The 26,158-nt window shown below is 68.0% G+C and carries 26 protein-coding genes; 9 read left to right on the top strand and 17 right to left on the bottom strand.

The features are described from left to right. Nucleotides 1-5: 5 nt before the first annotated feature. The 6 genes from BLW84_RS22490 to BLW84_RS22465 are packed head-to-tail and all read right to left on the bottom strand — an operon-like array spanning nucleotide 6 to nucleotide 5,439. Nucleotides 6-419, bottom strand: coding sequence for a RidA family protein (locus BLW84_RS22490; protein WP_093268325.1), 414 nt, complete (start codon nucleotides 417-419; stop codon nucleotides 6-8). Further along, the gene (locus BLW84_RS22485) at nucleotides 416-1,183 is read right to left on the bottom strand and encodes a 2-keto-4-pentenoate hydratase (protein ID WP_093268323.1); all 768 of its coding nucleotides are present in this window, start codon (nucleotides 1,181-1,183) and stop codon (nucleotides 416-418) included. The genes BLW84_RS22490 and BLW84_RS22485 overlap by 4 nt, the downstream gene beginning before the upstream one ends. After that, nucleotides 1,180-2,211: a 4-hydroxy-2-oxovalerate aldolase gene (gene dmpG, locus BLW84_RS22480; RefSeq protein WP_425441736.1), complete on the bottom strand. Its 1,032-nt coding sequence runs from the start codon at nucleotides 2,209-2,211 to the stop codon at nucleotides 1,180-1,182. The genes BLW84_RS22485 and dmpG overlap by 4 nt, the downstream gene beginning before the upstream one ends. Next, nucleotides 2,208-3,158 carry an acetaldehyde dehydrogenase (acetylating) gene (locus BLW84_RS22475; protein ID WP_093268317.1) on the bottom strand — a complete coding sequence of 317 codons (951 nt, stop codon included), beginning with the start codon at nucleotides 3,156-3,158 and terminating at the stop codon, nucleotides 2,208-2,210. Before BLW84_RS22475 ends, dmpG begins: the two co-directional genes overlap by 4 nt. Further along, nucleotides 3,155-3,967, bottom strand: coding sequence for a 2-keto-4-pentenoate hydratase (locus tag BLW84_RS22470; RefSeq protein WP_093268315.1), 813 nt, complete (start codon nucleotides 3,965-3,967; stop codon nucleotides 3,155-3,157). The genes BLW84_RS22475 and BLW84_RS22470 overlap by 4 nt, the downstream gene beginning before the upstream one ends. Continuing rightward, nucleotides 3,964-5,439, bottom strand: coding sequence for a 2-hydroxymuconic semialdehyde dehydrogenase (locus BLW84_RS22465; protein WP_093268312.1), 1,476 nt, complete (start codon nucleotides 5,437-5,439; stop codon nucleotides 3,964-3,966). The genes BLW84_RS22470 and BLW84_RS22465 overlap by 4 nt, the downstream gene beginning before the upstream one ends. 310 nt (nucleotides 5,440-5,749) lie before the next feature. On the opposite strand from BLW84_RS22465, the gene BLW84_RS22460 reads away from it, so the two are divergent. Next, on the top strand, nucleotides 5,750-7,033 hold the full coding sequence (locus BLW84_RS22460) for an MFS transporter (RefSeq protein WP_218157421.1): 1,284 nt from the start codon (nucleotides 5,750-5,752) through the stop codon (nucleotides 7,031-7,033). Nucleotides 7,034-7,070: 37 nt separating this feature from the next. Beyond that, nucleotides 7,071-7,907 carry an MBL fold metallo-hydrolase gene (locus BLW84_RS22455; RefSeq protein WP_177226635.1) on the top strand — a complete coding sequence of 279 codons (837 nt, stop codon included), beginning with the start codon at nucleotides 7,071-7,073 and terminating at the stop codon, nucleotides 7,905-7,907. Between the two features lie 76 nt (nucleotides 7,908-7,983). Here the strand turns inward: BLW84_RS22455 and BLW84_RS49935 are convergent, their stop codons facing one another. The 6 genes from BLW84_RS49935 to BLW84_RS22430 are packed head-to-tail and all read right to left on the bottom strand — an operon-like array spanning nucleotide 7,984 to nucleotide 13,029. Then, nucleotides 7,984-8,112 (bottom strand): hypothetical protein, encoded by a 129-nt coding sequence (locus BLW84_RS49935; RefSeq protein ID WP_281247433.1) that lies wholly within the window; start codon nucleotides 8,110-8,112, stop codon nucleotides 7,984-7,986. Nucleotides 8,113-8,151: 39 nt separating this feature from the next. Further along, a complete protein-coding gene (locus BLW84_RS22450; RefSeq protein ID WP_093268305.1) occupies nucleotides 8,152-9,360 on the bottom strand; it encodes a cytochrome P450 in 1,209 nt (402 codons plus the stop codon). A gap of 15 nt (nucleotides 9,361-9,375) precedes the next feature. Then, nucleotides 9,376-10,350 carry a PDR/VanB family oxidoreductase gene (locus BLW84_RS22445; protein WP_093268303.1) on the bottom strand — a complete coding sequence of 325 codons (975 nt, stop codon included), beginning with the start codon at nucleotides 10,348-10,350 and terminating at the stop codon, nucleotides 9,376-9,378. Next, on the bottom strand, nucleotides 10,347-10,601 hold the full coding sequence (locus BLW84_RS22440; RefSeq protein WP_093268300.1) for a hypothetical protein: 255 nt from the start codon (nucleotides 10,599-10,601) through the stop codon (nucleotides 10,347-10,349). Before BLW84_RS22440 ends, BLW84_RS22445 begins: the two co-directional genes overlap by 4 nt. Further along, complete coding sequence (locus BLW84_RS22435) at nucleotides 10,598-11,653, bottom strand: aromatic ring-hydroxylating oxygenase subunit alpha (RefSeq protein WP_093268298.1); 1,056 nt, start codon at nucleotides 11,651-11,653, stop codon at nucleotides 10,598-10,600. Before BLW84_RS22435 ends, BLW84_RS22440 begins: the two co-directional genes overlap by 4 nt. A gap of 26 nt (nucleotides 11,654-11,679) precedes the next feature. Next, the gene (locus BLW84_RS22430; RefSeq protein ID WP_093268295.1) at nucleotides 11,680-13,029 is read right to left on the bottom strand and encodes an MFS transporter; all 1,350 of its coding nucleotides are present in this window, start codon (nucleotides 13,027-13,029) and stop codon (nucleotides 11,680-11,682) included. 472 nt (nucleotides 13,030-13,501) lie between these two features. On the opposite strand from BLW84_RS22430, the gene BLW84_RS22425 reads away from it, so the two are divergent. After that, nucleotides 13,502-14,269, top strand: a complete 768-nt coding sequence (locus BLW84_RS22425; RefSeq protein WP_093268292.1) for an IclR family transcriptional regulator — start codon at nucleotides 13,502-13,504, stop codon at nucleotides 14,267-14,269. A gap of 176 nt (nucleotides 14,270-14,445) precedes the next feature. On the opposite strand, the gene BLW84_RS22420 is transcribed toward BLW84_RS22425, so the two are convergent. The 3 genes from BLW84_RS22420 to BLW84_RS22410 form a co-directional block, all read right to left on the bottom strand. Then, on the bottom strand, nucleotides 14,446-14,943 hold the full coding sequence (locus BLW84_RS22420; RefSeq protein WP_218157420.1) for a GerMN domain-containing protein: 498 nt from the start codon (nucleotides 14,941-14,943) through the stop codon (nucleotides 14,446-14,448). Continuing rightward, complete coding sequence (locus tag BLW84_RS22415; protein ID WP_342743169.1) at nucleotides 14,940-16,379, bottom strand: ATP-binding protein; 1,440 nt, start codon at nucleotides 16,377-16,379, stop codon at nucleotides 14,940-14,942. Before BLW84_RS22415 ends, BLW84_RS22420 begins: the two co-directional genes overlap by 4 nt. Before the next feature lie 65 nt (nucleotides 16,380-16,444). After that, nucleotides 16,445-17,131 (bottom strand): response regulator transcription factor, encoded by a 687-nt coding sequence (locus BLW84_RS22410; RefSeq protein ID WP_093268503.1) that lies wholly within the window; start codon nucleotides 17,129-17,131, stop codon nucleotides 16,445-16,447. 103 nt (nucleotides 17,132-17,234) lie between these two features. Between BLW84_RS22410 and BLW84_RS22405 the strand changes: the two genes are divergently transcribed. From BLW84_RS22405 to BLW84_RS22385, 5 genes are all read left to right on the top strand, one after another. Then, nucleotides 17,235-17,885, top strand: coding sequence for a hypothetical protein (locus tag BLW84_RS22405; RefSeq protein WP_218157419.1), 651 nt, complete (start codon nucleotides 17,235-17,237; stop codon nucleotides 17,883-17,885). Between the two features lie 35 nt (nucleotides 17,886-17,920). After that, entirely contained in the window at nucleotides 17,921-18,967 is a 1,047-nt protein-coding gene (locus BLW84_RS22400; RefSeq protein WP_093268287.1) for a peptidoglycan-binding protein, read from the top strand. Then, nucleotides 18,964-19,686 (top strand): ABC transporter ATP-binding protein, encoded by a 723-nt coding sequence (locus BLW84_RS22395; protein WP_093268285.1) that lies wholly within the window; start codon nucleotides 18,964-18,966, stop codon nucleotides 19,684-19,686. Before BLW84_RS22400 ends, BLW84_RS22395 begins: the two co-directional genes overlap by 4 nt. Then, the gene (locus tag BLW84_RS22390; protein WP_093268282.1) at nucleotides 19,683-20,876 is read left to right on the top strand and encodes an ABC transporter permease; all 1,194 of its coding nucleotides are present in this window, start codon (nucleotides 19,683-19,685) and stop codon (nucleotides 20,874-20,876) included. Before BLW84_RS22395 ends, BLW84_RS22390 begins: the two co-directional genes overlap by 4 nt. Nucleotides 20,877-21,236: 360 nt before the next feature. Beyond that, nucleotides 21,237-22,055 carry an SAM-dependent methyltransferase gene (locus tag BLW84_RS22385; protein ID WP_093268278.1) on the top strand — a complete coding sequence of 273 codons (819 nt, stop codon included), beginning with the start codon at nucleotides 21,237-21,239 and terminating at the stop codon, nucleotides 22,053-22,055. A 287-nt stretch (nucleotides 22,056-22,342) separates the two neighbouring features. Here BLW84_RS22385 and BLW84_RS22380 read toward each other — a convergent pair whose 3' ends face one another. Then, the gene (locus BLW84_RS22380) at nucleotides 22,343-23,581 is read right to left on the bottom strand and encodes a lipopolysaccharide biosynthesis protein (RefSeq protein WP_093268275.1); all 1,239 of its coding nucleotides are present in this window, start codon (nucleotides 23,579-23,581) and stop codon (nucleotides 22,343-22,345) included. After that, complete coding sequence (locus BLW84_RS22375; RefSeq protein WP_093268273.1) at nucleotides 23,578-25,080, bottom strand: polysaccharide biosynthesis tyrosine autokinase; 1,503 nt, start codon at nucleotides 25,078-25,080, stop codon at nucleotides 23,578-23,580. The genes BLW84_RS22380 and BLW84_RS22375 overlap by 4 nt, the downstream gene beginning before the upstream one ends. Before the next feature lie 312 nt (nucleotides 25,081-25,392). Here BLW84_RS22375 and BLW84_RS22370 point away from each other — a divergent pair, with 312 nt between their 5' ends. Continuing rightward, a complete protein-coding gene (locus tag BLW84_RS22370) occupies nucleotides 25,393-26,157 on the top strand; it encodes a CDP-alcohol phosphatidyltransferase family protein (RefSeq protein WP_093268270.1) in 765 nt (254 codons plus the stop codon). Nucleotide 26,158: the final 1 nt, after the last annotated feature.

Genomic DNA, 26,158 nt, shown 5'->3' with positions numbered 1-26,158 from the left:
AAACCTCATTGCTTCCGGCGTGCGATGGCCTGGATCTCGATCAGCAGGTGCGGGTGCGGCAATTGGTGCACGGCCACCGTCGTGCGGGTGGGGCCCTGCTCGTCGAAGTACTCGCCGTAAACCTCGTTGTATCCGCCGAAGTCGTTCATGGAGACCAGGAACGTGGTGATCTGTGCGATATCGGACAGATCCGCCCCGACGTCGCGCAGGATCTCGCGGACGTTCTCGATCACGGCTCTCGTCTGCTCGCGGATGTCCAGGTTGGTCGTGCCGAATTCGTCCACCTCGACGCCGGCGAACGTGTTGTCCGGTCGCCTGGAGCTCGTGCCGGAGACGAAGATCAGGTCTCCGACGACCTTCACGTGCGGAAAACGTCCCCGCGGTGTGGCACGTCCTTCGACAACGCGTGCGGTGTTCATGCTCGTCCCTTCACCGATACCGATCCGATTCCCGCAACCCGGCATTCCGCGAATCCCGCCGTGAGCGTTGCTGCCGCGGTCGCCGCCCCGGCGAGCACGACCTGCCCTGCCCTCAGCGGGATCCGGCGACGGCGGCACATGTCCAGCAAGGCATGCAACGCGCGGACAGGGTTCCCGAGAACGGCGGCGGTCGATCCGACCACCTCGGTGTTCCCCACCCGCAGTTTCACGGCGCGGTTCGACACGTCTTCGAGCGGACGCCAGGGCCCCACCGCATAAGCCGAGGCCGAGGTGTTGTCGGCGACCACGTCGGTGTAGGTGAACCGGAAATCCCGGTAGCGGGAATCGATGATCTCCAGTGCGGGGGCGAGCGCGTCCACACAGGACTCGATGTCCGTCGTCGGGTCGTCCACGTCGACGTCACGGCTCAGCCGGTAGGCGATCTCGGGCTCGATCTTCGGGTGAATGAAGCGGGAGAGGTCGACATCGGCACCGTCCGCGATGCGCATGGCATCGGTGAGCCTGCCCACGATCACGTCGGAGACGCCCATCTGAGCCATCTTGGCCTTGCTGGTGAAGCCGAGCTTCACTCCGACCGCTCGTTCACCTCGCACCTCCCGGCGGGCGATCAGCGCGGCCTGGATCGCGTAGGCCTCCTCGATGCCGAACTCGTGGTCGTCCGCGAGACTCGGCGTGTCCTGGCGGTTCGCCTCCGCGGCGTGCAGTCGATCGGCCAGTGCCTCGACCTGCTCGGTAGAGATCATTCGTTGCTCCCCACTGCTGCTGCGTCGCGCCGCGCGGCGAGATCGAGCGCGATGTCGACGATCATGTCCTCCTGGCCACCGACCATGTGTCGTCTGCCGACCTCGAGCAGGATCTCCCTGGCATCGAGCCCGTAGCGCCTGGCCGCCCGCTCTGCGTGCAGCAGGAAACTCGAATAAACACCGGCATATCCCAAGGTGAGCGTTTCGCGGTCCACCTGCACGGGTCGGTTCCGCAACGGCCGGATGATGTCGTCGGCTGCGTCCTGCAGCGCGAACAGATCGCAGCCGTGTTCCCAGCCCAGCAGGTCGGCGACCGCCACGAACGCCTCCGCCGGGCAGTTCCCGGCACCGGCCCCCTGCCCGGCCAGGGCGACGTCCACCCGGTAGGCGCCGTGTTCGACCGCGGTCACGCTGTTGGCGACCGAGAGGGAGAGGTTCTCGTGCGCGTGAATGCCGATTTCCGTGCGGTCATCGAGAATCTGGCGGTATGCGTCGATCCGCTCGGCGACGTCGGACATGGTCAGCCGCCCGCCGGAGTCGGTGACGTACACGCAATGCGCGCCGTAGGACTCCATCAGCGCCGCTTGCTCGGCGAGCTTGGCGGGCGAATTGAGGTGGCTCATCATCAGGAAGCCGGACACGTCCATGCCGTGTTCCCGCGCCCACGCGATGTGTTGCGCGCTGACGTCGGCCTCGGTGCAGTGCGTTGCCACCCGAACGCTGCGGACACCCAGCGCGTGCGCCCGGCGCAGGTGCTCGATGGTTCCGATTCCGGGCAGCAGCAAGGTGGTCAGCGTCGCGTTCTCGACGGCCTCTGCCGCCGCCTCGATCCACCGCTCGTCGGTGTGCGCACCGAATCCGTAGTTCGCACTCGATCCGCCGAGGCCGTCGCCGTGCGCCACCTCGATGGCCGCGACCCCGGCGGCGTCCAACGCGCGGACGACCTCCCGGACCTGGTCGACGGTGTACATGTGGCCCATGGCGTGCATCCCGTCGCGCAGGGTCACGTCTTGCACGTAGATCTTCACGCGCGCACCCATCCTCGGAGTTCGGCGATCCGCTCCGCGGTGCGAAGCGCAGCGGAGGTCATGATGTCGAGGTTCCCGGCGTAATCGGGCAGGTAGTGGCCGGCCCCGAGCACTTCGAGGAAGACCGAGACCTTGACCCCGGTGACCGTTCGCCCGAGGGCGGGGACGAAGGCGTCGATCGCGTCGAATTGCACTTCCTGCTTGAGCCGGTACCCGGGCACGTACTCCCGCACGGACTCGGCCATTCGTTGCACCGAGGCGGCGATCTCGTCCTCGTCGATGCCTGCATCGACTCCCTCGACGAGGCAGAACACCGTGTCGCGCATGACGATCGGCGGGTCGGCCGGGTTCAGCACGATGATGGCCTTGCCGACCTCCGCACCGCCGACCAGTCTGATGGCTTCGCTGGTCGTTTCAGTGAACTCATCGATGTTGGCGCGGGTGCCCGGTCCTGCCGACTTCGAGGAGATCGACGCGACGATCTCGCCGTAGGCGACCGGCGCGACCCTGGCGATCGCCGCGACGATCGGGATGGTGGCCTGGCCACCGCAGGTGACCATGTTGACGTCCGGGGCGTCCAGGTGCTCGTCGAGGTTCACCGGGGGCACCACGAACGGGCCGTGGGCGGCCGGGGTCAGGTCGACCATCAGCTTCCCGTGCTCGCGGGCGATCTCCGCGTTGCGCACATGCGCCTTGGCCGAGGTGGCGTCGAAGATCACCTTGATGTCGGCGAACTCTGGCAGTTCGACCAGTCCGTCGATGCCACGATGCGTGGTCGCGATCTTGAGGCGCCCGGCGCGGGCCAGTCCGTCCGACTTCGGATCGATCCCGGCCATCGCGCCCATGCGCAATTTCTCGGAAACCCGCATGACCTTGAACATCAGATCCGTTCCGATGTTGCCGGATCCGATGACGGCCACCGGGATGCTGCCAGCGTCGATGCTCATTCGCCTTCCTCTTCGATCACGGCCTCGACCTCGCCCAGCCCGTCCAGCTTCAGCCGGAACCGCCCCGGCTCGTCGATCGGCACCATGGGGCCGATCGCACCGGACATGACCACATCACCCGCGCGCAACGGCTGTTCTCGCCGGACCAGCTCGCGGGCCAGCCATGCCACGGCCACAACCGGCGAACCGAGGCAGGCGTGTCCAGCACCGAACGAGACCGGCTCCCCTTCGCGCTCAAGCGTCATGCCCACCTGCGACAGGTCCTTGCCCAGCAACGGAAAGGGCGTGGTTCCGAGCACGACGGCTCCGCTCGACGCGTTGTCGGCCACGGTGTCGGTGATGGTCAGATCCCAGTTCGCGATCCGCGAGTCCACGATCTCGATCGCGGGAAGCACGAATTCGGTTGCCCGCAACACGTCCGCGACGGTCGCGCCGGGAAAATCGATTCCCCGGCCGAGGACGAAGGCGATCTCCCCCTCCGCTCGTGGTTGGAGGAAACGACTTCTCGGCAGCGGCTGCGCGTGGGCGAACACCATGTCGTCGAGCAGCACGCCGAAGTCCGGCTGGAACACGCCGAACTGCTGCTGCACGGCCGCGGCCGTGAGACCGATCTTGGCCCCTACCACCCGGGCACCGGCGTCGACCTTGGCATCGACCACCCGGCGCTGCACCTGGTAAGCGGCGTCGACATCGGTGTCGCCGACCAGGTCGCGGACCGGCGAACACGGGGTCCGGGTTTCGGCCGCGGCGATCAACCGCGTTGCGGCCGCGTCGATCCGTTTGTCGGTCGCGGCATGGAGAACTGTCATAGCTGCACGCACACATTCGTCGGTTCGGTGTAGAAGTGGAGGGAGGATTCGCCACCTTCGCGGCCGATGCCGGAAAGGCCGACACCGCCGAAGGGCGACCGGAGATCGCGCAGGAACCAGGTGTTGACCCAGGACATGCCGACGTTCATCCGTTGCGCGACCCGATGTCCACGGCGCAGGTCGTTCGTCCACACCGAAGCCGCGAGACCGTAATCGGTGTCGTTGGCCAGCGCGATCGCTTCCTCCTCGGTGCTGAAGGGAATCAGCGCGGCCACCGGCCCGAAGATCTCCTCCCGCACGGGACGATGGGCATTGGTCAGCCCGGTCCAGATGGTCGGCTCGATCCACGATCCCCCACCGAGTTCGGTGCCGAGCGCGGGCACCCCTCCGCCGGTGAGCACGGTGGCGCCGTCCTGTTCGGCCAGTGCGAAGTAGTCGAGCACCTTCTTGCGGTGCGCCTGCGAGATCAACGGGCCGGTGGTGGTCTGCGGGTCCTCCGGCGGCCCCAGCCGCAGCCCTCGGGCGCGCTCGACCAGTCCGGCCGCGATGTCGTCGAAAACGCCTCGCTGGACGTAGACCCGTTCGGTGCACAGGCAAACCTGACCGGTGTTGGTGAACACCGACTTGGTCAACCCGGTCAACGCCTCGTCGAGATCGACGTCGTCGAACACGATCGCGGCGTTCTTCCCGCCGAGTTCGAAGGACACCGGACGCACCCGTGGCGCAACCGTCTTCATCACGTGCGAACCGGTAGCCGATGATCCGGTGAAGGTCACGCCGTCGATGCCGGGGTGCGTGACGAGGTGCTCGCCGGCGGAGTCCTGGCCGAAGCCGTGCACCACGTTGTAGACGCCCGGCGGCAGTCCGACCTCGGCGAGGACCTCGGCCAGCAGCGTCGCCGTGGCAGGGGTCTCCTCGCTCGGCTTGACCACGACCGCGTTGCCGCACGCCAGCGCCGGCGCGACCTTCCAGGTCAGCAGCAGCAGCGGCAAGTTCCACGGCACGATCACCGCAACCACGCCCAGCGGCTTGCGCACCGCGTAGTTGAGCGCCTGCCTGCCGCCCGCCAGATCGGTGAGGAAGGATTCCAGTCCCGCCGCGGCCACCACGTCGGCGAAGGTCCGGAAGTTGGTCAACGCGCGTGCGACGTCCAGTTCTCGCGCCTGCGTGACGGGCTTGCCGGTGTCGGCGACTTCCGCGGCGACGAACTCCTCGAACCGTTCCTCGATCCGGTCGGCGGCGCGGCGCAGCAGCGCGGCCCGCTCGCGCACCGCGGTGTCCGCCCAACCGTTGGCCAGGGCCCTGCGAGCGGCCTGGACCGCGCGATCGACGAGCGCGGCATCCGCCTCGTGCACGCGGGCGATCAGCCGCCCCGTCGCCGGATCGACCTGCTCGAAGCCCCGATCGGTGTCGGGTTCGACGAACTGCCCGTCGACGAAGTTGCGCGTCCAGAGCCCGTGCTGTGCCGTCATGCGTTCCAATCTGACCGCCGCGCCGATAGCGATCAAATGCGCTTTTCAGCGCGAGCCATACCCAGTCCGCATAGCCGGAAGTCAAGCCGCCACGGCAGCCCCCGGGAGCTCCGACAACATCGTCGCGACCTGCAGCTATGCATCCACCACATGGCCCCGGACGAGATCGGCATTCGCTTCCGCCAGATCCTCAGCACATCCTCGACGCAACCCGGCGACGCCCCCTGATCCCGGCTCGTCACCACGGAGGTTCCTGGAGATGTGTTCGGCAACACCAGATCCCGGCCGCTCGACATCGCGGAGCGGCTCAGTGCGGAAGGTCGCCTGGGCATCGGCGATCGGCAGCACCATCGAGTGGTACGACTTCTTCCTCTACGGCACCGCGGCCGCGCTCGTGTTCGACAGCCAGTTCTTCCCCGGGCTGGATCCCGCAGTGGGCACCATCGCCGCGTTCGGCACGCTCGCCGCGGGATTCCTGGCTCGCCCGTTGGGTGGCGTGATCTTCGGCCACTTCGGAGACCGCGCAGGCAGGCGCAACACGCTGATCGTGTCCCTGCTGCTCATGGGCCTGGCCACCACGCTGGTCGGAGCGTTGCCCACCTACGCCGACGTCGGCATCTGGGCTCCGGTCCTCCTGGTGCTCCTGCGACTGCTCCAGGGGATCGGCCTCGGCGGCGAATGGGGCGGAGCCATCGTGCTCACGCTCGAACACGCCCCCGAGGACAAGAAGGGTTTCTACGGCTCGTTCCCGCAACTGGGCACCCCGGCCGGGCTCATCCTCGCCAACGGCGCGTTCCTCGGCTGCCTCGCAGTCGTCGGGAAGGAGGAATTCGTCCAATGGGGATGGCGCATCGTCTTCCTGATCAGCATCGCGCTCGTGGCCGTCGGTCTCTACCTCCGCGTGCACGTCCAGGAGAGTCCGGAGTACGTGCGGACCGCGCAGCGCAAGCAGGTCGACCGGGCACCGGCAGCGGTCGTCTTCTCCCGGCACTGGAAGCCGCTCATCCACGCGACCCTCGTCATCGTCGGCAACAGCACCGCTGCGTACATCTTCATGGTCTACGTGCTGTCGTACGGCACGACTGTGCAGAACCTGAGCCGGCCGTTCGTGCTTGGGTGCGTGATCCTCGGCTCGGCCGCGTGGCTGGTGTCCGTGCCGATCTGGGCGCGCCTCGGTGACAGGTTCGGCCTGCGGGCCGTGTTCGTGCACGGATCGGTCATCCGCCTCGTCTGGTGCCTGGCCTTCTTCCCCATCATCAACACCGGGAACGAGCCGGTCATCCTGCTGTTCATGGTGTCGATGGGGCTCGTCCTGTCCGTGACCAACGCACCCATCGGCACGTTGACCGCGGGGTTCTTCCCCGTGGAAGTCAGATATTCCGGTGCCTCGATCAGCTATCAGATCGGTGCGCTGCTCGGCGGCGGCATCACGCCGTTGGTGGCCTCCGCGCTGTTCGCGACGACGCAATCGTCGTGGTCGGTGACGGCCTACCTCCTGGCGATCTCCGTGGTGAGCCTCGCGGCGTCGAGCGCGATTCCGCGCCGGGATGCCGCACCCGTCCACGAAGCGAGCGCTCCGACCGAGGTGCACTGAACCACGTCGTCGAACAACCGTTTTGGAAAGAGAGAAGATGGAACTCGTCATCCTGGGCAGCTCCGGCGGACCGCAGCCGAACCGCGAACGATCCGCTCCCGCGACGGCGATCGTGCGCGGCGACGACATCCACGTGATCGACTGCGGAAACGGCGTCGCGCGGCAGCTGGTGGCGGCGGGCCTCCGCCTGCGGAACCTTCGATCCGTGCTCGTGACGCACCACCACGTCGATCACAACGCCGATCTCGGGGCCCTGCTCCACCTGGCGTGGACCGCGGGCCTGGTCAGCCCCGTGGACGTGTGCGGACCGCCGCCGCTGGCGCGAATGATCGAACTGATCCTGGAGGCCGGCAGGCCCGACATCGAGCATCGCGAGCTACTCGGCAGGCCGAAGCTCGCCGGGCTGTTGCGCCTCCGCGAAGTGGCGGAACCCGGGGTCGTCATCACCACGCCGGCGATGACCATCACCGCCGGCACGGCGCTGCATCCGCCGATGCCCGCCTTCGCCTACCGGGTCGACGCCGACGACTCCTCGGTGGTCGTGTCCGGCGACACCGCTGCCTCCGAGCAGGTCGCCGAACTCGCCAGGGGCGCCGACGTCCTCGTGCACGAGGTGTACTCGCCGAACCACCTCGACCGGCTGCTCGCGGGCACGAACGCCGGGGTCGCCGAGTTGCAGCGGCACTTCGCCCGCGCGCACACCGACGCCGAAAGCGCCGGGAAGATCGCGAAGCAGGCGGGCGTGCGCACCCTCGTCCTCTGGCACCTCATCCCGTACGACCTCGACGAGGACGAATGGATCAGGCAGGCGAGCCGCCACTTCGACGGCGAGATCATCGTCGCCCGGGACCTGATGCGGATTCCCGTCCAGTAGGGCGCCACAGCCGACGCTGGTGCGGGCTCCTGCCAACCTTCGGGGATTTGGCAGGAGTCCGTGGCGGGTCCGGGTTTCACTGCTGCGGCGCCGCCCGGACCAGCACCGTGCCGTGCGCTGGAACGTCAGCCGAGATCTCTCCGTTCCTCGTGGAGTCCGCGTGCTTCCACAACTGGGCCACCACTGCGCGGACTTCCCGCGCCACTCTTTCCTCTTTCGACTGCGATAGGCAGGGCGATGTTGATCAGGCGGCGCGGACCCGGACGGGCACACTGCTCCAGCCCTTGAGCGTGTTGTTCAGCTTGGGAATCGGGGCGCCGGCCGGTTCGAGTCCTTCGATGCGCTGGGCGAGCGCGGTGAGCACGAGTTCGACTTCCAGCCGGGCGATGGGCTGGCCGACGCATTGGTGGATGCCCATGCCGAAGGCGACATGTCCGGCCGCTTTGCGGGTGACGTCCATCCGGTCGGCGCTCGGCCCCCACTTGCGCGGGTCGCGGTTCGCCGCACCCAGGAACAACAGGACCTTTTCCCCTTCGGGTATGCGGATGCCCGACACCTCGACCTCGCGGGTCGTGGTGCGGAAGAAGGTTTGAACCGGGGACTCGTAACGCAGTGCCTCGTCGAAGGCGAAGCGCGCCAGCGCCGGCTTCTCGCGCAACCGAGCCCATTGACCGGGGTTGGCCGCAAGCGCCTGCACGGTGTTGCCGATGCCGTAGACGGTGGTGTCGACACCGGCGGACAACAGGGATCGCACGAGCATGGGTGCCTGCTCGGCGGAAATCTCGCCGCGGTCGGCGGCATCCCACAGACGCGCTCCAAGGCCACCTGGAGCAAGCGCATCTCGCTGGCAGCTGGCCCAGATCCATTCCTGAACGGGTGCAGCCTTGGCCAGAGCCTGTTCGAGGAGATCGTTGCGGGGGCCGAAGGCGTTGAACGCCAGCCCGCCGTAGGGCAACAGGTGCTCCCGGCCCTCGGCCGGCAGCCCGACCGCGTCCGGGAAGACCTTGAGCGGATAGCGCTCAGCGAGATCCGTGACAGCGTCGAAGTGCCCCCGGGCGACCAATTCGTCGGCGAGCGCCTCGGCTTCGGCTCGGAACGTGTCGCGGAAACCGCGCACGGTGCTCGCAGAAATCACTTTGCCCATGGTCTGGCGTGCGACGGTGTGATCGGGCGGGTCGGCTTCGAGCAGCAGGCTGGGCACCCGCCAGGGCTTCTCCGCGTGGAAATCGCTGAGCCCGGCACCGCGGCTGGAGCAGAAGGTCTCGTGGTCGGTCAGTGCGGAATAGACCTCGTGATGGCGGGCCATCGCCCACACCCGGTAGCGGTCGAGATAAACCACGGGGCCGGCGTCACGCAGGCGCTCGTGCATCGGGTACGGATCGCCGAGATTGCGCGCTGAGAAAGGATCGACGTCGAGGACGGCGACGGCGCTGTTCGGGACGGTGGTGGACATCGGTGTCTCCGTCGGTCAGAGGTCGAGGACTAGACGCGGGGAGCACGACCGGGACACGCAGATCATCATGGTGTCCGCTGCCGCCTTCTCCTCGTCGGTGAGCACGGAATCGCGGTGGTCCGGTATCCCGTCGAGCACGGTGGTCTCGCAGGTGCCGCAGGTGCCCTCCTGACAGGACGAGAGCACGGTGACGCCGGACTCCTCGACGACCTCAAGAATGGATCGGTCGGCAGGAACGTTCAGGACTGCGCCGGTCTGGGTGAGCTCGACTTCGAAGGCTTCCCGCGGACCGTCGGTCGCGCCGGCTTTCGGGGTGAATCGCTCGACGCGCAAGGCACCGGCGGGCCAGCTGGTGCAATGCTGCTCGACGGCCGCCAACAAGGCCTCCGGCCCACAGCAGTAGATCGCGGTGCCGGCGGCGTCCTGTCCCGGATCGGCGAGCAGACTCGGTAGGTCGAGCAGTCCGCGTTCATCTTGCGGGTGGACCTCGACGTGGCCGGGATACCGGGTTTCGAGGTCGTTTCGGAATGCCATCGAATTCCGCGTCCGTCCACCGTAGACCAGGCGCCAGTCCCGCCCCGCCGCCGCGACCTCGGCGATCATCGGCAGGATCGGTGTGATGCCGATGCCGCCGGCGATGAACAAGTAGCGCTTGGCGTCCACGAGAGGGAAGTTGTTGCGGGGCCCGCGGACGTGGACCAGTCGCCCCTCGGACAGCTCGTCGTGGACGTGCTGCGAGCCTCCCCGTCCGGCTTCCTCCCGGAGGACGGCGACCTGCAGGGTGGACAGATCCCGCGGGTCCCCGCACAGCGAGTACTGGCGGATCAGGTCCTCGGTGAGCACGAGGTCCACATGCGCGCCCGGTTCCCAGGAGGGCAACGACTTCCCGTCGGGATGGCACAGGGTGAGCCGGACGACGCCGTCGGCGATGGTTTCCCTTCGTTCGAGCACGAGGTCCAGTTCGTGCTCGTCATGTGGGGTGGTCTTCATCGGATGTTCTCTTCCTGATCTCCCGCTGGAACCAGGACCGGTTCACCTGCGGGAAGTTCTGGTCCGGGTTCGGCAGGGTGGTGCCCGGCGGGGTGTGCCAGCAGCCATTCCCAGAGCTGCACCGGGTCCTCGAACTCGCGCTCGGCGGCGCAGTGGCAGACGGCACGCAACCGATCAGTGCCCAGCACCCAGTGGATGCGGTATACGCGGTCGCCGGAGAGCATGGTTCGGTTGGCGGGGATCTGGCTCATGAGATCGCGGCAGACGTGGGCTGCTGCGCGAGCTGGCGCTGGAGCAAACGACGCGCCGCAAGCCCACCGGTGTCGATGTTGATCGACAACTCCTGGTAGCCCGCGGGTTCCGCCGAGACGACCCCCTCCAGCACGTTGAGGGCCTCCACATCCTGCAGCACGACGGTGCGGTTGTTCTCGGCGAGGAACTTCGAGACCTCCTCATCGCCGAGTGCGAAGTCCCGGGCCACCGACCAGAAATCGTGCGTGGAGTGCTCGGTCTCCGGCGTGATCGCGTAGACCACCTCGACGTGGAAAGCATCGGGGTCGCTCCCGTCGGGATTCGGAACGGACCCCACCGGCGCGATCCGGCTGTGCAGCTTGTACAGGCACGGTGGGGTGTACTCGATGTCCTGCCAGCGCGAGATGCGGCCCTGCAAACCAGTGGACTTGGCGTAGAAGGGCGGGCATTCGGCGTCGTCCATGTGCCGGGAGACGTAGACGATGCCGGCGTCGTCGTCGACCTCAGTGGTGATCGGCGTCTCGGCGACCTCCGGCGTGCCGATGTATCCGCCGTGCAGGTAGGTCTCGTGGGAGAGGTCGAGCAGGTTGTCCACCAAGAGGGAGAACCGAGCCTGCAGCGGTTCCATCCCGGCCACGGTGGTGTATGCCGGCGAGGCCAAATACGGCGCCCGCGGAATGCTCGACACATCGGCCTTCGCCGCATCCCCGATGAACACCCACACGAACGAGTCCTGTTCGACGAGCGGGTACGGCAGCAGCCGAGCGGTCCGCGGAATCCGGCTCTGCCCGGGCACGAAGACGCATTTGCCGTCGGCTCCGTAGGTGAATCCGTGATAGCCGCAGACCACCTGGTCGTCCACGAGCCGGGACGGTGCCTGCGACAAGGGGAATCGACGATGCACGCACCGATCGGGCACAGCGGTCACCTGTCCACTCCTGGTGCGCCAGAACAGGATCGGTTCGCCGCAAATGGTGCGGGAGAACAAATCCTGACCGATCTCAGAGCTGTAGGCGGCTACGTACCACTGATTCCGCGGAATGCTCGACATGATCAGCTCCTCTTCGAAGGGGAATCTCAGTTCGTGCTCTGCGCACTGGTCGCGGGCGCGGGCTTGGGTTCGGCCGCAACAGCCGGGCGGAGCAGCAGGAGGAGAACGGCGGTGGCGGCGAAAACCACACCGACGGTCAGGTACAGGCTCTGCGGCGTCCAACCGACGTCGAGCAACGCTCCGGCGACCGCAGGCGCGGCGATGGCACCGATACGACCGATCCCGATCGCGGTGCCCACTCCGGTAGCACGGATGCCGGAGTCGTAGATGATGGGCGTGAGGGCGTAAAGACCGGCGACGCAGCCGTTGACCGCCACACCGATAGCGGCACCGAGGACCAACGCGGCGGCAAGAGACGACGTGGCCGCGATGAACACATCCAGCATGACCGCTGTCGACAGCACGTAGGCGATCAACACCGAGCGCAATGCGAAGCGCGCGGCCAGCAACCCGAGCAACGTGGCACCGAAGATTCCGCCGAGGTTGAGCAGGGTGCCTCCCGTGACGCCCTGCGCGGTGGACAGCCCGGCCTTGGTCAGCAACGTCGGCGTCCAGCTGGTGACGAAGTAGAACCCTGCCATGACCAGGAAGAACGCCGCCCACAACAGAAAGCTGGCGCGTCGCAGATCGGGCGACAGCAGCTTCCGGAACCCGGCACCGACACCGGCCTGAACAACGGGCGCCGCCGGCAGGTGGTCGAGCGTCGGCAGGCCGAGCTTGCGGGTCAACCGGTTGACCTTGTCAAGTGCACGTGCGGGACGGCGGGCGAGCAGGAAGTCCAGCGACTCCGGCAACAAGGCGAACACCACCGGAATCCCGGCAGCCGTGGCCACTCCCCCGAACAGGAACACCGCTCGCCAGCCGAATTCGGCCAGCAGCACGACCGAAACGAGACCTCCCAACGTCGCGCCGAGCGCATAGCCCGTCGAGTTCAGGCTGACCACCAGTCCGCGCCAGCGACGGGACGCGTATTCGCTGGCGATGACGTTGCTGCTGGCCAGGATTCCACCGATCCCGACGCCGGTTGCGATCCGCAGCGCACCGAGCTGGGTCGCCGACTGGCTCACCGAGGACAGCAGCAAGCCGGCGCTCGCAATCGCCAGGCACAGCAGGATCATCGGGCGTCGGCCAATGCGGTCGGCCCAGGGCGCGAGCAACATCGATCCGGCGGCCATGCCGACCAGTCCTGCCGACAGCAGCAAACCCAACTGGGCGCCGCTGAGATCCCACTCGGCCATGACGGACTTGCCCGTGAAGGACATGACGAGCACATCGAACCCGTCGAGCATGTTGAGCAGCACGCAGACCGAAACGGCCGCCCACTGGAAGCGGTTCATCGGGCCTTCGTCGAGGCTTTTCCGCAGGGAGCCGGTCATCGGATCGGACTCCGGAAGCCGTGCAGAGGCAAAAGTCGCATGGCAGCACTCCGTTGTTGACTGCGTCGTGGTCGTCGACTCCCGCCGCACCGGTCGGGCGCGGAGACCTGGTAGTCGCTCATGGACTTGCGATCCGGTACCGGAAAGCATCTTCGGGAGCAGCGCCCGAACCAACGCTCTTTCCATAAGATGAAAAACCGAATGTGAGCTGGACCGCGTCCCTGCGACAACGGCAGAAGGCTTGCTTGCCCGAGCGTGGTCGACTCCTACGCGGCTGCTCCAGGACCGATCAAACCTGGTGATCGGGTATGCACTGCCTGGTCACGGGGTGCCCGGCGGCGCTCTACCCCTGGTACCGTCCACTGGAACCTGCGCTAGCGGATTTTCACCGGGCTACCTCGCTGGCTTGTCCTTGCAGCTCAACCCGGTCGCGGCCGAAGGTGTTCGTGTCATCTGATGGAGGACGAGTGACATGGCACGTCGAGGTCGCCCCACCGGCTCCACCGGCCCGGTCGTGGGCCGTGCCCTGCGGCTGCTGGATGCGTTCAGCGCGCAGCGTCCTGAGCTGTCCCTCAGCGAGATCGCTCGGCGGGCGGAGGTGCCGGTGGCCACCGCGCACCGGCTCATGCACGAGCTCTGCGGGTGGGGTGCCGTCGAACGCGGCGAGGACGGGCTGTACCGCATCGGGCTGCGGCTGTGGGAGCTCGGCTCGCTCGCCCCGCGTGGTCAGGGCCTGCGCGAACTCGCACTGCCCTTTCTTGAAGATCTTTCACAAATCTCGCGGGAGAACGTACAGCTGGCCATCAGGGAGGGCAGCGAGGTCATCTTCATCGAGCGGATCGCGGGCTCCGGCGCGGTGCCCGTGCTGACCCGGGTGGGCGGACGGTTCGCACTCACCGCGACCGGTGTCGGCTTGGTCCTGCTCGCGCACGCCCCCGCAGACGTGCAGGACGAGGTCATCAACGGGTCGATCGAGCGCTACACCAGCCACACGGTCACCGACCCCGCCGAGTTGCGCCGGATGCTCGCCGACGTTCGGACGAATGGATTCTCCATCAGTGACGGGCAAATTTCACTCGACACATTGTCGGTCGGTGCCCCCATCTACGGCGGACACGAGCAGGTGGTCGCCGCGGTGTCCCTGGTCGTCCGCAACGGCGGCACGTCACCGCACGCCCTGGTCCCGCTAGTGCGTACGAGTGCTCGCGCGATCTCCCGGGCGCTGAGCAGCCCGGCCTGAAACCGGCAGTGCAACGACGCATTCCAACACGACCACCGGAGAGCTCGTCCAAAATGGCCGCTGATCGGCAGATCAGCCGCCGAACTCCTCCGGCATGACTCCGTCCGCGCCCTGGTGCTGCGCTTGGCCGGACTGCGCATCCTGCCGAAGGGTGTCCCGTCGGGAGGCATGTGGGTTCAACCGGTGAGGAACTGGGGGCATCGGTACGGCCCCACCGTGCGGTTGGGGCCGACGAGGGTGACCTGGACTTCGTCGGGACGGGTCCCGTGCAGGAGGGATTCGGCACGGGCCAGGGTGCAGACCACTTGCCCGGTGAAAATTCCCGGGGAGGTTTCGACTGGCGTGTCGGGCAGTTCGACGGTGACCTGGCCTCGGTCGGAGGTCGCGTGGAGTTTCTGGTCGTCCCGCAAGAGGGTCGACAGCCCACTGTGCAGCTCGGTCTCGTTGGGGCCGCCAAGGAGCAGTTTGATGGCCACCTGGAGATCGTTGATCTCCACACCTGGGCGCGCTACGCCGCGCAGCCCGGAGTCGGAGGCGAAGTACACGCGCATGCCCTGGGGAAGGCCGGTGGCCGGTTCGCCGGCACCGAGTACGTCGGTGGGCTGGACGCCACAGCCGGCGAGTGCTGCGACGAGGGAGGCGACGGCAACCAGGACTGCGCGACTGCGGATCACGGTGTTCCTTCCACGTGGCGGGGCAGGCGCAGGGTGAACACGGCGCCGCCTTCGAGACGGTTGTCAGCGTGGATCGTTCCGCCGTGGAGGCGGGCGTTCTCCTGGGCGATGGCCATGCCCAGGCCGCTGCCTTCGGATCGGGTGCGTGCGGTGTCGGCTTTGTAGAAGCGGTCGAACACGTGCCGGATGACCTCCGGGTCGAGCCCCGGTCCGTGGTCGGTGACCTCGATGGTGATCTCCGCGTCGGATGCGCGCAGCGTGACGGTGACGGGGGGCGCACCGTGGCGCAGGGCGTTGCCGACCAGGTTGGCCACGATCACGTCCAGGCGACGGCGGTCGAGCAGGGCGCGGACGCTCTCGTCGGGTAGGTCGGTGTGGACGTCGTCATGCCAGCCGCGGACGGTGAGGGTGGCACGGATGGTGTCGCCGACGTCGATCTCATTGCGGTTGGGGTGGATGGCTTTGGCGTCGAACCGGGAGATTTCGATGAGGTCGTCGACGAGTCGTGCCAGCTTGGCGGTTTCCGCGCTGACGGTGCGCATCGCCGTCGCGCTGTCCGGCGGGAGCTGGTCGGCTTCTTCGTCGAGCACGGTGGACACGATGGTCATCGCGGTGAGTGGCGTGCGCAGCTCGTGGGAGACGTCCGCGGCGAACCTGCGTGCCATGGCCTCCTGCTCGCGTAGGTCGGTGACGCTGGTCTGCAGGGCTTGGGCGGTGGCGTTGAAGGTGTGCGCCAGGTCGGCCAGTTCGTCGCGGCCGGTCGGCTGGGCTCGGGCACCGAGTTCTCCGGCGGCGAGCCTGCGGGTGGCGTCGCCCAGGTTCCGCACCGGGCGCAGGACGGTGCGTGCGGCAAGCAGAGCCAGGACGGCGGCGAGGATGATGATGGGGATCGTGCCGTTGCGGACCGTGCGCAGCAGGTCGCTGACGTCGCGTTCCTCGTCCTCGAGGGACACGATGGCGTAGGCCTCGAGTCCGGACGGGCGGTGGGATTCCTCGAAGGTGACCGGAGTGCCGAGCACCAGCCAGGGTCGCCCGTCCTTCGTGATGCGTTGGACGTTGAGTCGGTCCCCCGTCCGGACAGCGGCTCGCATGGTGGGCGTGATGCGCGATTCGTCCGCCCCGGGACGCGACGATGCGGTGAGGCCCTGGTAGCCGACGATGACGTCGGCATCGCGGAGACCGGCCTGGGACACGTCATCGGCGAAGCGCTTGAGCGTCTGCCGGCTGGGGGGAACGTCGAATTCCCGCGCGAGGCCGCTGACGCGCTGCCGGAATTCCTGTTCGAGCGCGGTTTGGGTGCGGGTCACGATGAAGTTCCGCGACTCGTGGTAGGCCAGGGCGGTGGCCGTGACCGCGCTCAGCGCTGCGACCAGTACGAAAGCGGCTATCAGCCGGGTGCGCAGGCTTCCGAGCAGCGGCATTGCCCGGTTTGCCACCTGGACTGCCTGCCTGGAGCGGATGCGTGCACGTGGGCGGAGTCCTCGACCGGAATCGAACCGGCTCATGGCCGTCCGAAGCGGTAGCCGAACCCGCGCAGGGTCTGGATGTAGCGGGGTTGTGCGGGGATGTCCTCGATCTTGGTGCGCAGCCGTCTGACGCAGGCGTCGACCAGCCGGGAGTCGCCCAGGAAGCCGTGCTGCCACACCAACTCGAGGAGCTGTTCGCGACTGAGGACCCGGCCGGATGCACCGGAGAGCTCCAGCAACAGCCGCAGTTCGGTGGGCGGCAGCACGATCGGCGTGCCGTGCTTGGTGACGGTCAGCGCGGCCCGGTCGATCACCAGGCCGTCGAGCTCGGTGGTGTCGGTGCGGGCCGGTTCGACGCGACGGAGCACGGCGCGGATGCGAGCCTCCAGCACGCGGGCGGTGATCGGTTTCACGACGTAGTCGTCGGCGCCCGCCTCGAGGCCGCTGACGATGTCGAGGTCGTCGCCGCGGGCGGTGAGCATGATGATCGGTGTCGCACCCAGGGCCCGGGTGCGGCGGCACACCTCGAAGCCGTCCATACCCGGCAGCATCAGGTCGAGCACCACGATCTCGATCTGGTTTCCGACGGGCCGTGAGCTCAGCAGGGCCAGTCCTTCCTCACCGGTGCCGACCGCGTGCACGTGGTGGTTGTGCCGGCGCAGGACTAGCTCGATGCCGTTTCGCACGGAGTGGTCGTCTTCGATGAGCAGGACGTGCGGCATGACGCCCATTATGGGCACGACGACCTGCGTCCTCCGATCTTTGTTACGTGCTCATCACACTGCCATGGGGGTGCCATCACATCGGGGCGCGAGGGTGAATCCCATGACCCGACTCGACCGCGCGAGCCGCAAGCCCCCCGGCCTGCGTGCCGCGACCCTGATCACCGCTGCCCTTGCCGTGCTTCTGACCGCATGCGGCGGGCAGGACCAGCCCGGCGACGGAATCGCCTCGGCCGGCGACCCGCCGCCCGCTTCCCCGGCAGCGGGGCAGCCGGCCCCGGCTGGCCAGCAGGGCGGCAAGAGCGCCTTCTTCGACGCGCAGCTCAAGTACGTGCAGTGCATGCGAAGGAGCGGTATCGAGGACTGGCCGGATCCCAAGCTGAGCGGCTATTCCGACTGGTCGAAGATCCAGATCATCCAGGCAAGGCTGCAGTCCGGGCCGAACGCCCGGCAGGGCCAGGAGAAGCTCACTGAAGCCATGAGGACCTGCATGCCGGAGATGCAGGCGGCGGATGCGCTTGAACCCCAGCGGGACGCCCAGCAGGAGTACGAGTCGATGTTGGAGCACGCCAAGTGCATGCGCAACAACGGCGTGTCCGCCTTCACCAATCCCACGATGCAGGGCGGCCAGGTCATACCCGGTGGCGACGCGAATCCCACCGGCATGTCGATCGATCAGGACTCGCCCGCCTACAAGCAGGCTCGCGAGGCGTGCAAGGACAAGCTGCTCGACGGTCTGGACGGCATGCAGTGAATCGACGCACGGCAATCAGGAGCGCCGCCGTTGCGATGGCAGCAGCGGCGGTGGGGGGCAGCACGCTGGTGCTGGCCGGTTGCGGGAACCAGGGGGCCAATGTGGACAGAGCATCTGCGCTGCCCCCTTCCACCACCGAGATCACCCGGACCGACCTGGTCGAGAGCAAGACCGTGGACGGTCACTGGGACTTCGCCTCGCGCCGCGCGGTGAAGGCGGCGGTGGACGGCACCGTGACCACGGCCGCCACCGCGGGCAAGACGGTGGAGCGCGGTCAGGCGCTCTACAGCTTGAACGCCAGGCCGGTCGTGCTGCTCTACGGCACGACGCCGGTCTTCCGCGACATGAAGCTCGGCGACAAAGGGCCGGATGTCCGGCAGCTCCACCAGAACCTGCGGGCTCTGGGCTACGGCCGCGGGCTCAAGGCCACCCAGGAGTTCGACGGCGCCACCGAGGCCGCGGTGAAGTCCTGGCAGAAGGACCTCGGCATCATCGATCCCAACGGCGTGGTCGGCCAGGGCGATGTCGTCTTCCAGCCGGAGGCGGTCCGGGTGGTGTCCGCGGACGCACCGCTCGCCGAGCGGGTCGGCCCGGACAAGCCGGTGCTCACGGTGGCATCGCCGCAACCGATCATCCTGGCCGGCCTCGATCAGTCCGATCAGGACCTGGCCAGAACGGGGACCAAGGTCGAGGTCACCCTGCCGGAAGGCACGACCGTCCACGGCGAGGTCTCCAAAACCATCCAGCCCGACGCCACCTCTGATCCCGGCAGCGGCGGGACAAGCGGCAGTTCCACGCAGTCGGGCCTCAAGGTGGAGATCACCCTGGCCGAGTCGGTGCAGAACGCAGGCGCCCAGGGCACGGCGAGCGTGCGGTTCATCCAGGAAAGCCGCCAAGGCGTGCTGACGGTCCCGGTGGAGGCGATCGTGGCGCTGTGGGAAGGCGGGTACGGACTTCAGGTCGTGACCGGCGACCAGGTTCGGGTCGTCCGGGTCGAGCCCGGCATGACCGCCGACGGGCGTATCGAGGTGACCGGTCCAGGCTTGGCCGAAGGTATGAAGGTCGGGGTGGCCACGACGTGAACAAACCGGCACCGGCCGTCATCGAGCTGCGGGAAGCCACCAAGACCTACCCCGGCGGCGTGCATGCGCTTCGCAGCGTGAACATGCGGGTGTGCCAAGGCGAACTGGTGGCGATAGTCGGTCCATCCGGATCCGGTAAGTCGACGCTGCTCAACCTGATCGGCACTCTGGACAGGGCGTCGAGTGGCCAGGTCGAGGTCGCGGGGTACGACGTGGGCGCGTTGTCCGACACCGAGCTCTCAGCGCTGCGCGCCCGGCACATCGGGTTCGTCTTCCAGCATTTCCACCTCGCCCCGGGACGCGATGCGGTGACCAACGTGGCCGACGGACTGCTCTACGCGGGCGTCCCACGCAGGCAGCGTCGCGACCGCGCCCGCACCGCTCTGGAACGGGTAGGGCTGGGACACCGGCTCGGCCACGAGCCGAACCAGCTCTCCGGCGGGGAGAAGCAACGGGTGGCGATCGCCCGCGCCCTGGTCGGCTCCCCGGACCTGCTGTTGGCCGACGAGCCCACCGGCGCACTGGACACCGCATCCGGTGAGGTGGTCATGGAGCTGCTGCGCGAGCTTCACCGGGCAGGCACGACCGTCGCCGTGATCACCCACGACAACGACATCGCCGATGCGATGCCACGACAGATCCGGTTCCGAGACGGTGAGATCGTCTCCGATGCGTGCACGGGCACCGGGGTTGTCGCGCGCCAGGAGGTAAGCCGATGAGCGGGAGGCTTACCGCCGCACGCATGTCGCCTGCCGACATCCTGCGGACCGGCGCGACCGGATTGCGAGCCCGGCGCACCCGGGTTGTGCTTTCCGCCCTGGGCATCGCGATCGGTATCGCGACGATGGTGGCCGTCATCGGCCTGTCCACGTCCAGCCGGGCGGATCTCATGTCGCAACTGGATCGGCTGGGCACCAACCTGCTCACCGCCGAGGCAGGCAAGGACTTGGACGGCAATCCGGTCAAACTGCCCAAGAACGTGGTCGCCATGGTGAATCGGGTCGGGCCTGTCGAGAAGGCCACCGCGACCGCCGAAGTCGATGCGCGGGTACGCCGCAGCGACGTGGTCCCCAAGGAGATGCCCGCGGGCGTGACCGTGCAAGCGGCTCGCTTGGACCTGCTGGATGCCTTGAACGCTCAGGTCGACAGTGGAACCTGGTTCACGCCGGCCAGTGAGAACCTGCCCGCAGCAGTACTCGGGCACATCGCCGCCGAACGCCTGGGGGTGACCGTTCCCGGCGAGAGAATCCTCCTCAACGACACCTGGTTCGTCGTCATCGGCGTACTCGCCCCGGTTGAACTCGTGCCGCAGCTGGACCGGGTAGCCATGACCGGGTTCCCCGCCGCCGAGCGATACCTCGGCTTCGACGGGCACCCCACCACCGTCTTCGAACGATCCTCGGACGAATCAGTGGAAGCCGTCCGCGGTGTCCTCGCCCGCACCGTCAACCCCGGCGCCCCGGAATCGGTCAACGTCAGCCGGCCCTCCGACGCACTCGCCGCTCGCGCAGCCACCGACAAGGGACTGACCACGCTCATGCTGGGACTGGGCGCCGTGGCACTGCTCGTCGGCGGTGTCGGCATCGCCAACACGATGATCATCTCCGTCCTGGAACGCCGCCAGGAGATCGGCCTGCGCCGCGCCCTCGGCGCGACCAAAGGCCACATCCGGATGCAGTTCCTCACCGAATCCCTGCTGCTGTCCGTGCTCGGCGGCGCGACCGGTGCGGCATTGGGAGCGATCGCAACCGCCATCTTCGCCGCCGCACAGGGATGGACCGCGGTCGTCCCGGCATGGGCACTGGGCGGCGGCATCGGGGCAACACTGGCCATCGGCGTCATCGCCGGTCTCTACCCCGCCATCCGCGCCTCACGACTGCATCCCACGGTCGCCCTCAACACCACATGAACCGAAGTAGAGGAGTCCACGATGTTGCTCCGGGAGAAGCGACTTCGCCGAGCTGCCCGGCCGAGGTCGGCCTCGTTCACCGTGGACCTCCTGCGGTGTCGGGGAAGTTCCGAGGTTGTACCGGACCGCGGCGCAGTCGAACGCCGAGAGTCCCGTGTCCAGCTAGTGTTCTGAGCCGTTGATTCGTAGGCACTCCGCGGAAGAGGAGGAGCGTCCTTCGCATTGCCTGATCGCAGGCTGCGACGAGTGCAAGTCGCGCCGGTACAGTTGCTACTCGGGCAAGCACACCGCTCTATCGGATCCGTGGACGAAAATGTTGATCGCTGAAAGCATAGAGGTGCTGCGATCGGGAGGAACACAATGAGCGATGGGATTCGGCACGCCAGCGTCGACCTGCGGACCGACCGGGCGCACGGCGCGCGGATCTACGACTACATCCTAGGTGGCAAGGACAACTACGCCGTCGACCGGGCTGCCGCGGAGGCCACCAAGCAGGTCTGGCCCGCGCTTCCAGTGCACATGCGCGCCAACCGCGAATTCATGCACCGCGCCGGCCGCTACCTGGCCGCCGAGTGCGGCATCGACCAGTTCCTGGACATCGGTACCGGCATTCCCACCTCACCGAACTTGCATGAGGTCGTGCAGGAGGTGCGGCCGGAGGCCCGCGTCGTCTACACCGACAACGACCCCATCGTGCTCGTGCACGCCCGCGCGCTGATGTCCAGCACCAAGCAGGGCTGCACTGCTTACGTGGACGCCGACCTACGCGACCCGGACACGATCCTGGCCTCCCCGGAGTTCCGCGAGACCTTGGACCCCAGCCGGCCGATCGGGCTGATGCTCATCGCGGTCGTGCACTTCATCGAAGACGACGACGAGGCACTGGACGTCGTGCGGCGGATCATCGACGTGCTGCCCTCCGGCAGCTACGTGGCCGCCACGATCGCCACCGACGACTTCGCCCCGGAGATGCTGGCGGAGGTCCGCCGGACCTACCACGAGCACGGCGAGACCCTGCGCTGGCGCTCCCAGGCCCAGGCCGCCCGATTCTTCGACGGCCTCGAACTGGTCGAGCCCGGGATCGTCCAGATGCACAAGTGGCGCCCGGACTCCGACGTCGACCTCGCCGTCCCGGAGGCCGACATCGCCATGTACGGCGCCATCGCCCGCAAGCCCTGAGCCAAGCCCGCTGTGCCTGGATTGATCGATCGACACTCGTCCACGTGCTGGAACGATCAGCGGTTGGCGCGGCTCGCGCCACCGGCACACGGGCCCTTTTAGCGCAACCAGGTTCCGGCGGCAGCTGCCACCGGAACTTGTACGGGTGGACAGACGCAGGCGTTCGTGGCCTCCACCTCTTACTACGACGCCTCGAACGCGCCGCGGAACAACTTGCCAACGGCTACGCCCGACTCGTCGGCGGTGGACCGGTCGGCGTGCGGTCCAGCACCACCGCCGAAGTTCGGTCAGGCGGTTCGTGCTTCGCGTCGTGAGCGGATCGCCAGGCGTCGCACGTGCCATGCCGAGTAGATTCCTCCGCATGCCATGAGCCACGGGACGGCGATCACCGAGCCCGACAGGACTGTTACGACCGCGACCAGCACGATGCCCAGCGCCGAATCCGCAAGCCGGACAAAGAAGATGTGGCGCGACATGCGCCGGGCGACCACCTCGGTGACGTGGGGCAGTCCCGCTGCCCAGACCATCAAGTACGCGACCCACCCGAGCACCAGCAGGGGGTCCACGGCTTGACCGGTCAGCAAGGTGCCCAGGGGGTTGGCGAGCAACGTCAGCGCGACGCCGCCGACTCCGGTGCCGGTGATCAGCAGCCACGTCGCGCGGTGGACGAGCCGCTGCGCGGCGACGGCGTCCTGCCTCGTCTTGGCGACGAAGTTCGACAGCAGGAAACTGCCCGCGCCGTTGATCACGACCTGCAGCGGTGCGACGACGAGGCGACCGGCTTCGAGCATTCCCACCGCGGCCGTGGACACCAGCAGCGCGACCAGGGCGCGTGAACCGAGGAGTGCGGCCGGACGCAACGCGGCCTGCAAGGACCTCCAGGCGGCGAACGACATCACCGCGGGCAGACCGGCGGTTCCGGCCCGCAGCCGCCGCAATTCCGCTGCGGGCAGCTGCACAACGCCCACGCACACCGCTGCGGCCGCTCCGACGGCCATCGACAGGAACAGCGCCGGCAGCGAGACCCCGGCCACCGCTGCTGGTGCGATCGCGAGCACCGTCCCGGTGACGTGCACGATGTCGTTGCCCACGAGGCGCCAGAACTGCAATCTGGCCATGAGCAACCGCCGCACCGTTTCCGCGGCCAGTCGCAGCACTACCATCATCCCGAAGGCCAGCGCGGTAGCTGGTTCGCCGTCGCGCAGCAGCAGCGCCGTGCCGATTGCCGCGGCGAAGCACAGCATCCAGCCCGCGAGGGCGCTGGTGACGATGCTGGCCCGGGTGCGGGGTTCGTGGCGGTCGAGGACCGCTAGCGAGTCACCCACCCAGCCCGTGTACAACGCGATCGCCGTCACCAGCAACGCCTGCAGCAGCACGAAGGATCCGAACTCGGCGAGCCCCAGCGTGCGGGCGGCCAGCACCTGCAGCACCAGGCTCGTGCCCGCGGTGATGCCCTGCGACAAAACCGGGGCGGCCGCCTTCGCGACGAGGCCCCGTTTCGGCGCACGCGCGCCGGTCGCGGTCATCGGGATGGTTGCGGGGCCGCAGATTCCGCAGCGCGCCCGGCCGGGGCCGTCCCGGCGAACGTCAGCACGTACCCGGTGATCGTTCCGCCGAACAGCTGCAGCTGCTCGCGCAACCTGCGCAGCGAACCGAGATCGCCGTCTCGCCGCACCGTCACCACCACCCCGTCCGACGCGCTGATCAGCGACGTGGTCTCCGGCTGGGAGATCAGCGGGGGCAGGTCCACCAGCACCAGGTCGTAGCGCGACCGCATCTCCGCGATCACCTGCTGCAGCAGTCCGGAACGCAGCTGCTCCCGGGAGTAGGGCTGTCCGTGCCCCGCGGGCACCACGCTGAACCCGACCCCGTTGCCCAGGTGCACCGGGTGCGCCGACTGGGCCAGCGACGCGGTCCCGGTGGCGATCGAGGTCAGCCCCGGCCAGTCGGCCAGCCCCAGGATCTGCGACAAGTCGCGGGAGCGGAACGCGGCGTCGACCACCAGCACCTGCAGGCCGTCCCGGGCGGCGGCGCCGGCGATCTGCAGCGTGGTCGTCGTCGCTCCCTCGCCGCCGGACGGGCCCGTGACGAGTACGACTCCCCTGCCCACCGTCGACCGCAGACCGGAGGCCACCAGCTGGTAGGAACGCAACGGCGGGACGCCCGGCCTGCGCAGCGCCAGGACGGCTTGTGCGGGCAGCGTCTCGATCTCGCCGAGCACCGGTTCGTCGACGACGCGGGTGAGGTCGTCGGCATCGCGCACCCGGTGATCTCGATCGGCGCGGAACCAGGCCAGCGCGGCCGCGAGCATCAGGCCGACGGCCGTGCCGATGGCGAAATCGCGCAGGACCCCGCGCCAAGGGCTCGTGCCGTCCGGCGACGCGACATCCACGAACGACACCCCGTCGGCGAACTGGGCCGCCACCACCCGGATCCGGGTGATCTGCTTGTCCAGATCGCTGAGCGTCGAGCCGGCGGCCGAGCCGATGGGGCTGCCTGGCGAGACCGCGCCCGCATCGGCCACGATCGCCGCGCGTTGCGCGTTCAGTGTCTCCAACGCCTTGTCCGTGGTGGCGACCACCTCTGCCCTGGACCGGTCCTGGTAGGCGGCGATGACGGCGTTGGCGATCAGCACGGAACGCTCGAAGCCCGTCCCGTCGACGTTGATCTCGATGGACTCACCGCTCGAGGAGGCGTCCGCGGTGATGGCGGCGCGCAGCTGCAGCACGGTCTCGTCGCCGCCGAGCCGGGCACGCGCGTCGTCGAGCACTTCGTCGGAGGTGACGAACAAGGCCCGCTGCTTCACGTATCGGAGGAAGCTCGACTCGCTGGCCATCTCGATCCCGAGCACGCCGGACTGATCGGGTGCCTTGAGCACGATGCGCGCGTGGGCGCTGCGGCCGTCGCCCGCCACCAGCGGGACCAACAGGCTCATCAGCACCGCTGCTGCCACAATTCCCAACGAGATCCAGCGATACCGCCACAGCGCACCGAAGATCGTCGGTGCCGGGTGGGCGTCGTCCATCGACCGTCATTCCGCTCTGTGTGCCAAATGGGGGATTCCTCTGGGCAGGCCGGCCCACCGGTAACGCACCGGGCCCCTGCGGCGAATACCGCGTGGGCGAAGTGCGCGGAAACCGCTGGGAAATTCGCCCGATGAGGCAAATCGACCGCCCGATGAGGCAAATCGACCGGTCGGGCCACCACAGAGGAGAACTACCGATATTTTTCAGTATTCAGACGATGGTGATCGCCTGTCAAGTTCCACCGCTCGGCGGCACCGCCGTTGGCCCAACCAGTGATTTCCGCACGTGTTGTGCAGGAGCGAAAGGCTTCGATGACCACCACCGACATGCCGAAATCCGGCTTCGCGGCGGCGTTGCGCCGATTGCCGTCCGCGCAGAAGTCGGCCAAGGGAGCACCGGCCTACTCGCGGTTCGTCAACCGCAAGGCGGGTGGTTATCTCGCAGCGGCCGCCTTCCTGCTCAAGGCGACCCCGAACCAGGTAACCGCCGTCAGCGCGCTGTTCACCTTCGCCGGCATCACCGCCGTTGCCACCGCCGCACCGTCGTGGCCGCTGGGCATCGCGGTGGGCCTGGCGCTGGTCGTCGGGTACGCGCTGGACTCGGCCGATGGGCAGCTCGCCCGGTTGCGGGGCACCAGCAGCATCGCGGGCGAGTGGCTGGACCACGTGATCGACAGTGCGAAGATCGCCACCCTGCACCTGGCCGTGCTCGTCTGCGCGTTCCGGTTCTTCGACCTCCCAAGCGGTTTCCTGCTGGTCCCGCTCGGTTATGCCGCCGTCGAGACCGTCATGTTCTTCGCGATGATCCTCAACGACCAGCTGCGCCGCGGCCGGCACTCCGGTTCCGGCGCACCGGCCCCCGCCGGCGGACGACCTCCGGTCCTGCGGTCGTTGCTGGTCCTGCCGACCGACTACGGGGTGTTGTGCCTGGCTTTTCTGCTGCTGGGATCCCCGATGGCGTTCTCCGCGGTCTACGGCGCGCTCTTCCTGCTCAACACCGCCTTCCTCGCCGCGGCGCTGCCGAAGTGGTTCGGCGACATGGCGCGCCTCGACCGCACGGCTGCGGAACAGGTGTAGT

The sequence above is a fragment of the Saccharopolyspora shandongensis genome, from assembly GCF_900106995.1.
GTDB lineage: Bacteria > Actinomycetota > Actinomycetes > Mycobacteriales > Pseudonocardiaceae > Saccharopolyspora > Saccharopolyspora shandongensis.
This window is presented reverse-complemented; position numbering and strand designations above follow the sequence as displayed.

Coding starts and splice junctions, on each gene's coding strand:
- BLW84_RS22375 (WP_093268273.1), bottom strand. CDS start 25,080: ATGGACGACGCCCACCCGGCACCGACGATCTTCGGTGCGCTGTGGCGG.
- BLW84_RS22380 (WP_093268275.1), bottom strand. CDS start 23,581: ATGACCGCGACCGGCGCGCGTGCGCCGAAACGGGGCCTCGTCGCGAAG.
- BLW84_RS22475 (WP_093268317.1), bottom strand. CDS start 3,158: ATGAGCATCGACGCTGGCAGCATCCCGGTGGCCGTCATCGGATCCGGC.
- BLW84_RS22385 (WP_093268278.1), top strand. CDS start 21,237: ATGAGCGATGGGATTCGGCACGCCAGCGTCGACCTGCGGACCGACCGG.
- BLW84_RS22445 (WP_093268303.1), bottom strand. CDS start 10,350: ATGAAGACCACCCCACATGACGAGCACGAACTGGACCTCGTGCTCGAA.
- BLW84_RS22470 (WP_093268315.1), bottom strand. CDS start 3,967: ATGACAGTTCTCCATGCCGCGACCGACAAACGGATCGACGCGGCCGCA.
- BLW84_RS22390 (WP_093268282.1), top strand. CDS start 19,683: ATGAGCGGGAGGCTTACCGCCGCACGCATGTCGCCTGCCGACATCCTG.
- BLW84_RS22485 (WP_093268323.1), bottom strand. CDS start 1,183: ATGATCTCTACCGAGCAGGTCGAGGCACTGGCCGATCGACTGCACGCC.
- BLW84_RS22430 (WP_093268295.1), bottom strand. CDS start 13,029: ATGACCGGCTCCCTGCGGAAAAGCCTCGACGAAGGCCCGATGAACCGC.
- BLW84_RS22405 (WP_218157419.1), top strand. CDS start 17,235: ATGACCCGACTCGACCGCGCGAGCCGCAAGCCCCCCGGCCTGCGTGCC.
- BLW84_RS22465 (WP_093268312.1), bottom strand. CDS start 5,439: ATGACGGCACAGCACGGGCTCTGGACGCGCAACTTCGTCGACGGGCAG.
- BLW84_RS22440 (WP_093268300.1), bottom strand. CDS start 10,601: ATGAGCCAGATCCCCGCCAACCGAACCATGCTCTCCGGCGACCGCGTA.
- BLW84_RS22425 (WP_093268292.1), top strand. CDS start 13,502: ATGGCACGTCGAGGTCGCCCCACCGGCTCCACCGGCCCGGTCGTGGGC.
- BLW84_RS22400 (WP_093268287.1), top strand. CDS start 17,921: ATGGCAGCAGCGGCGGTGGGGGGCAGCACGCTGGTGCTGGCCGGTTGC.
- BLW84_RS22490 (WP_093268325.1), bottom strand. CDS start 419: ATGAACACCGCACGCGTTGTCGAAGGACGTGCCACACCGCGGGGACGT.
- BLW84_RS22370 (WP_093268270.1), top strand. CDS start 25,393: ATGACCACCACCGACATGCCGAAATCCGGCTTCGCGGCGGCGTTGCGC.
- BLW84_RS22435 (WP_093268298.1), bottom strand. CDS start 11,653: ATGTCGAGCATTCCGCGGAATCAGTGGTACGTAGCCGCCTACAGCTCT.
- BLW84_RS22455 (WP_177226635.1), top strand. CDS start 7,071: ATGGAACTCGTCATCCTGGGCAGCTCCGGCGGACCGCAGCCGAACCGC.
- BLW84_RS22410 (WP_093268503.1), bottom strand. CDS start 17,131: ATGCCGCACGTCCTGCTCATCGAAGACGACCACTCCGTGCGAAACGGC.
- BLW84_RS22450 (WP_093268305.1), bottom strand. CDS start 9,360: ATGTCCACCACCGTCCCGAACAGCGCCGTCGCCGTCCTCGACGTCGAT.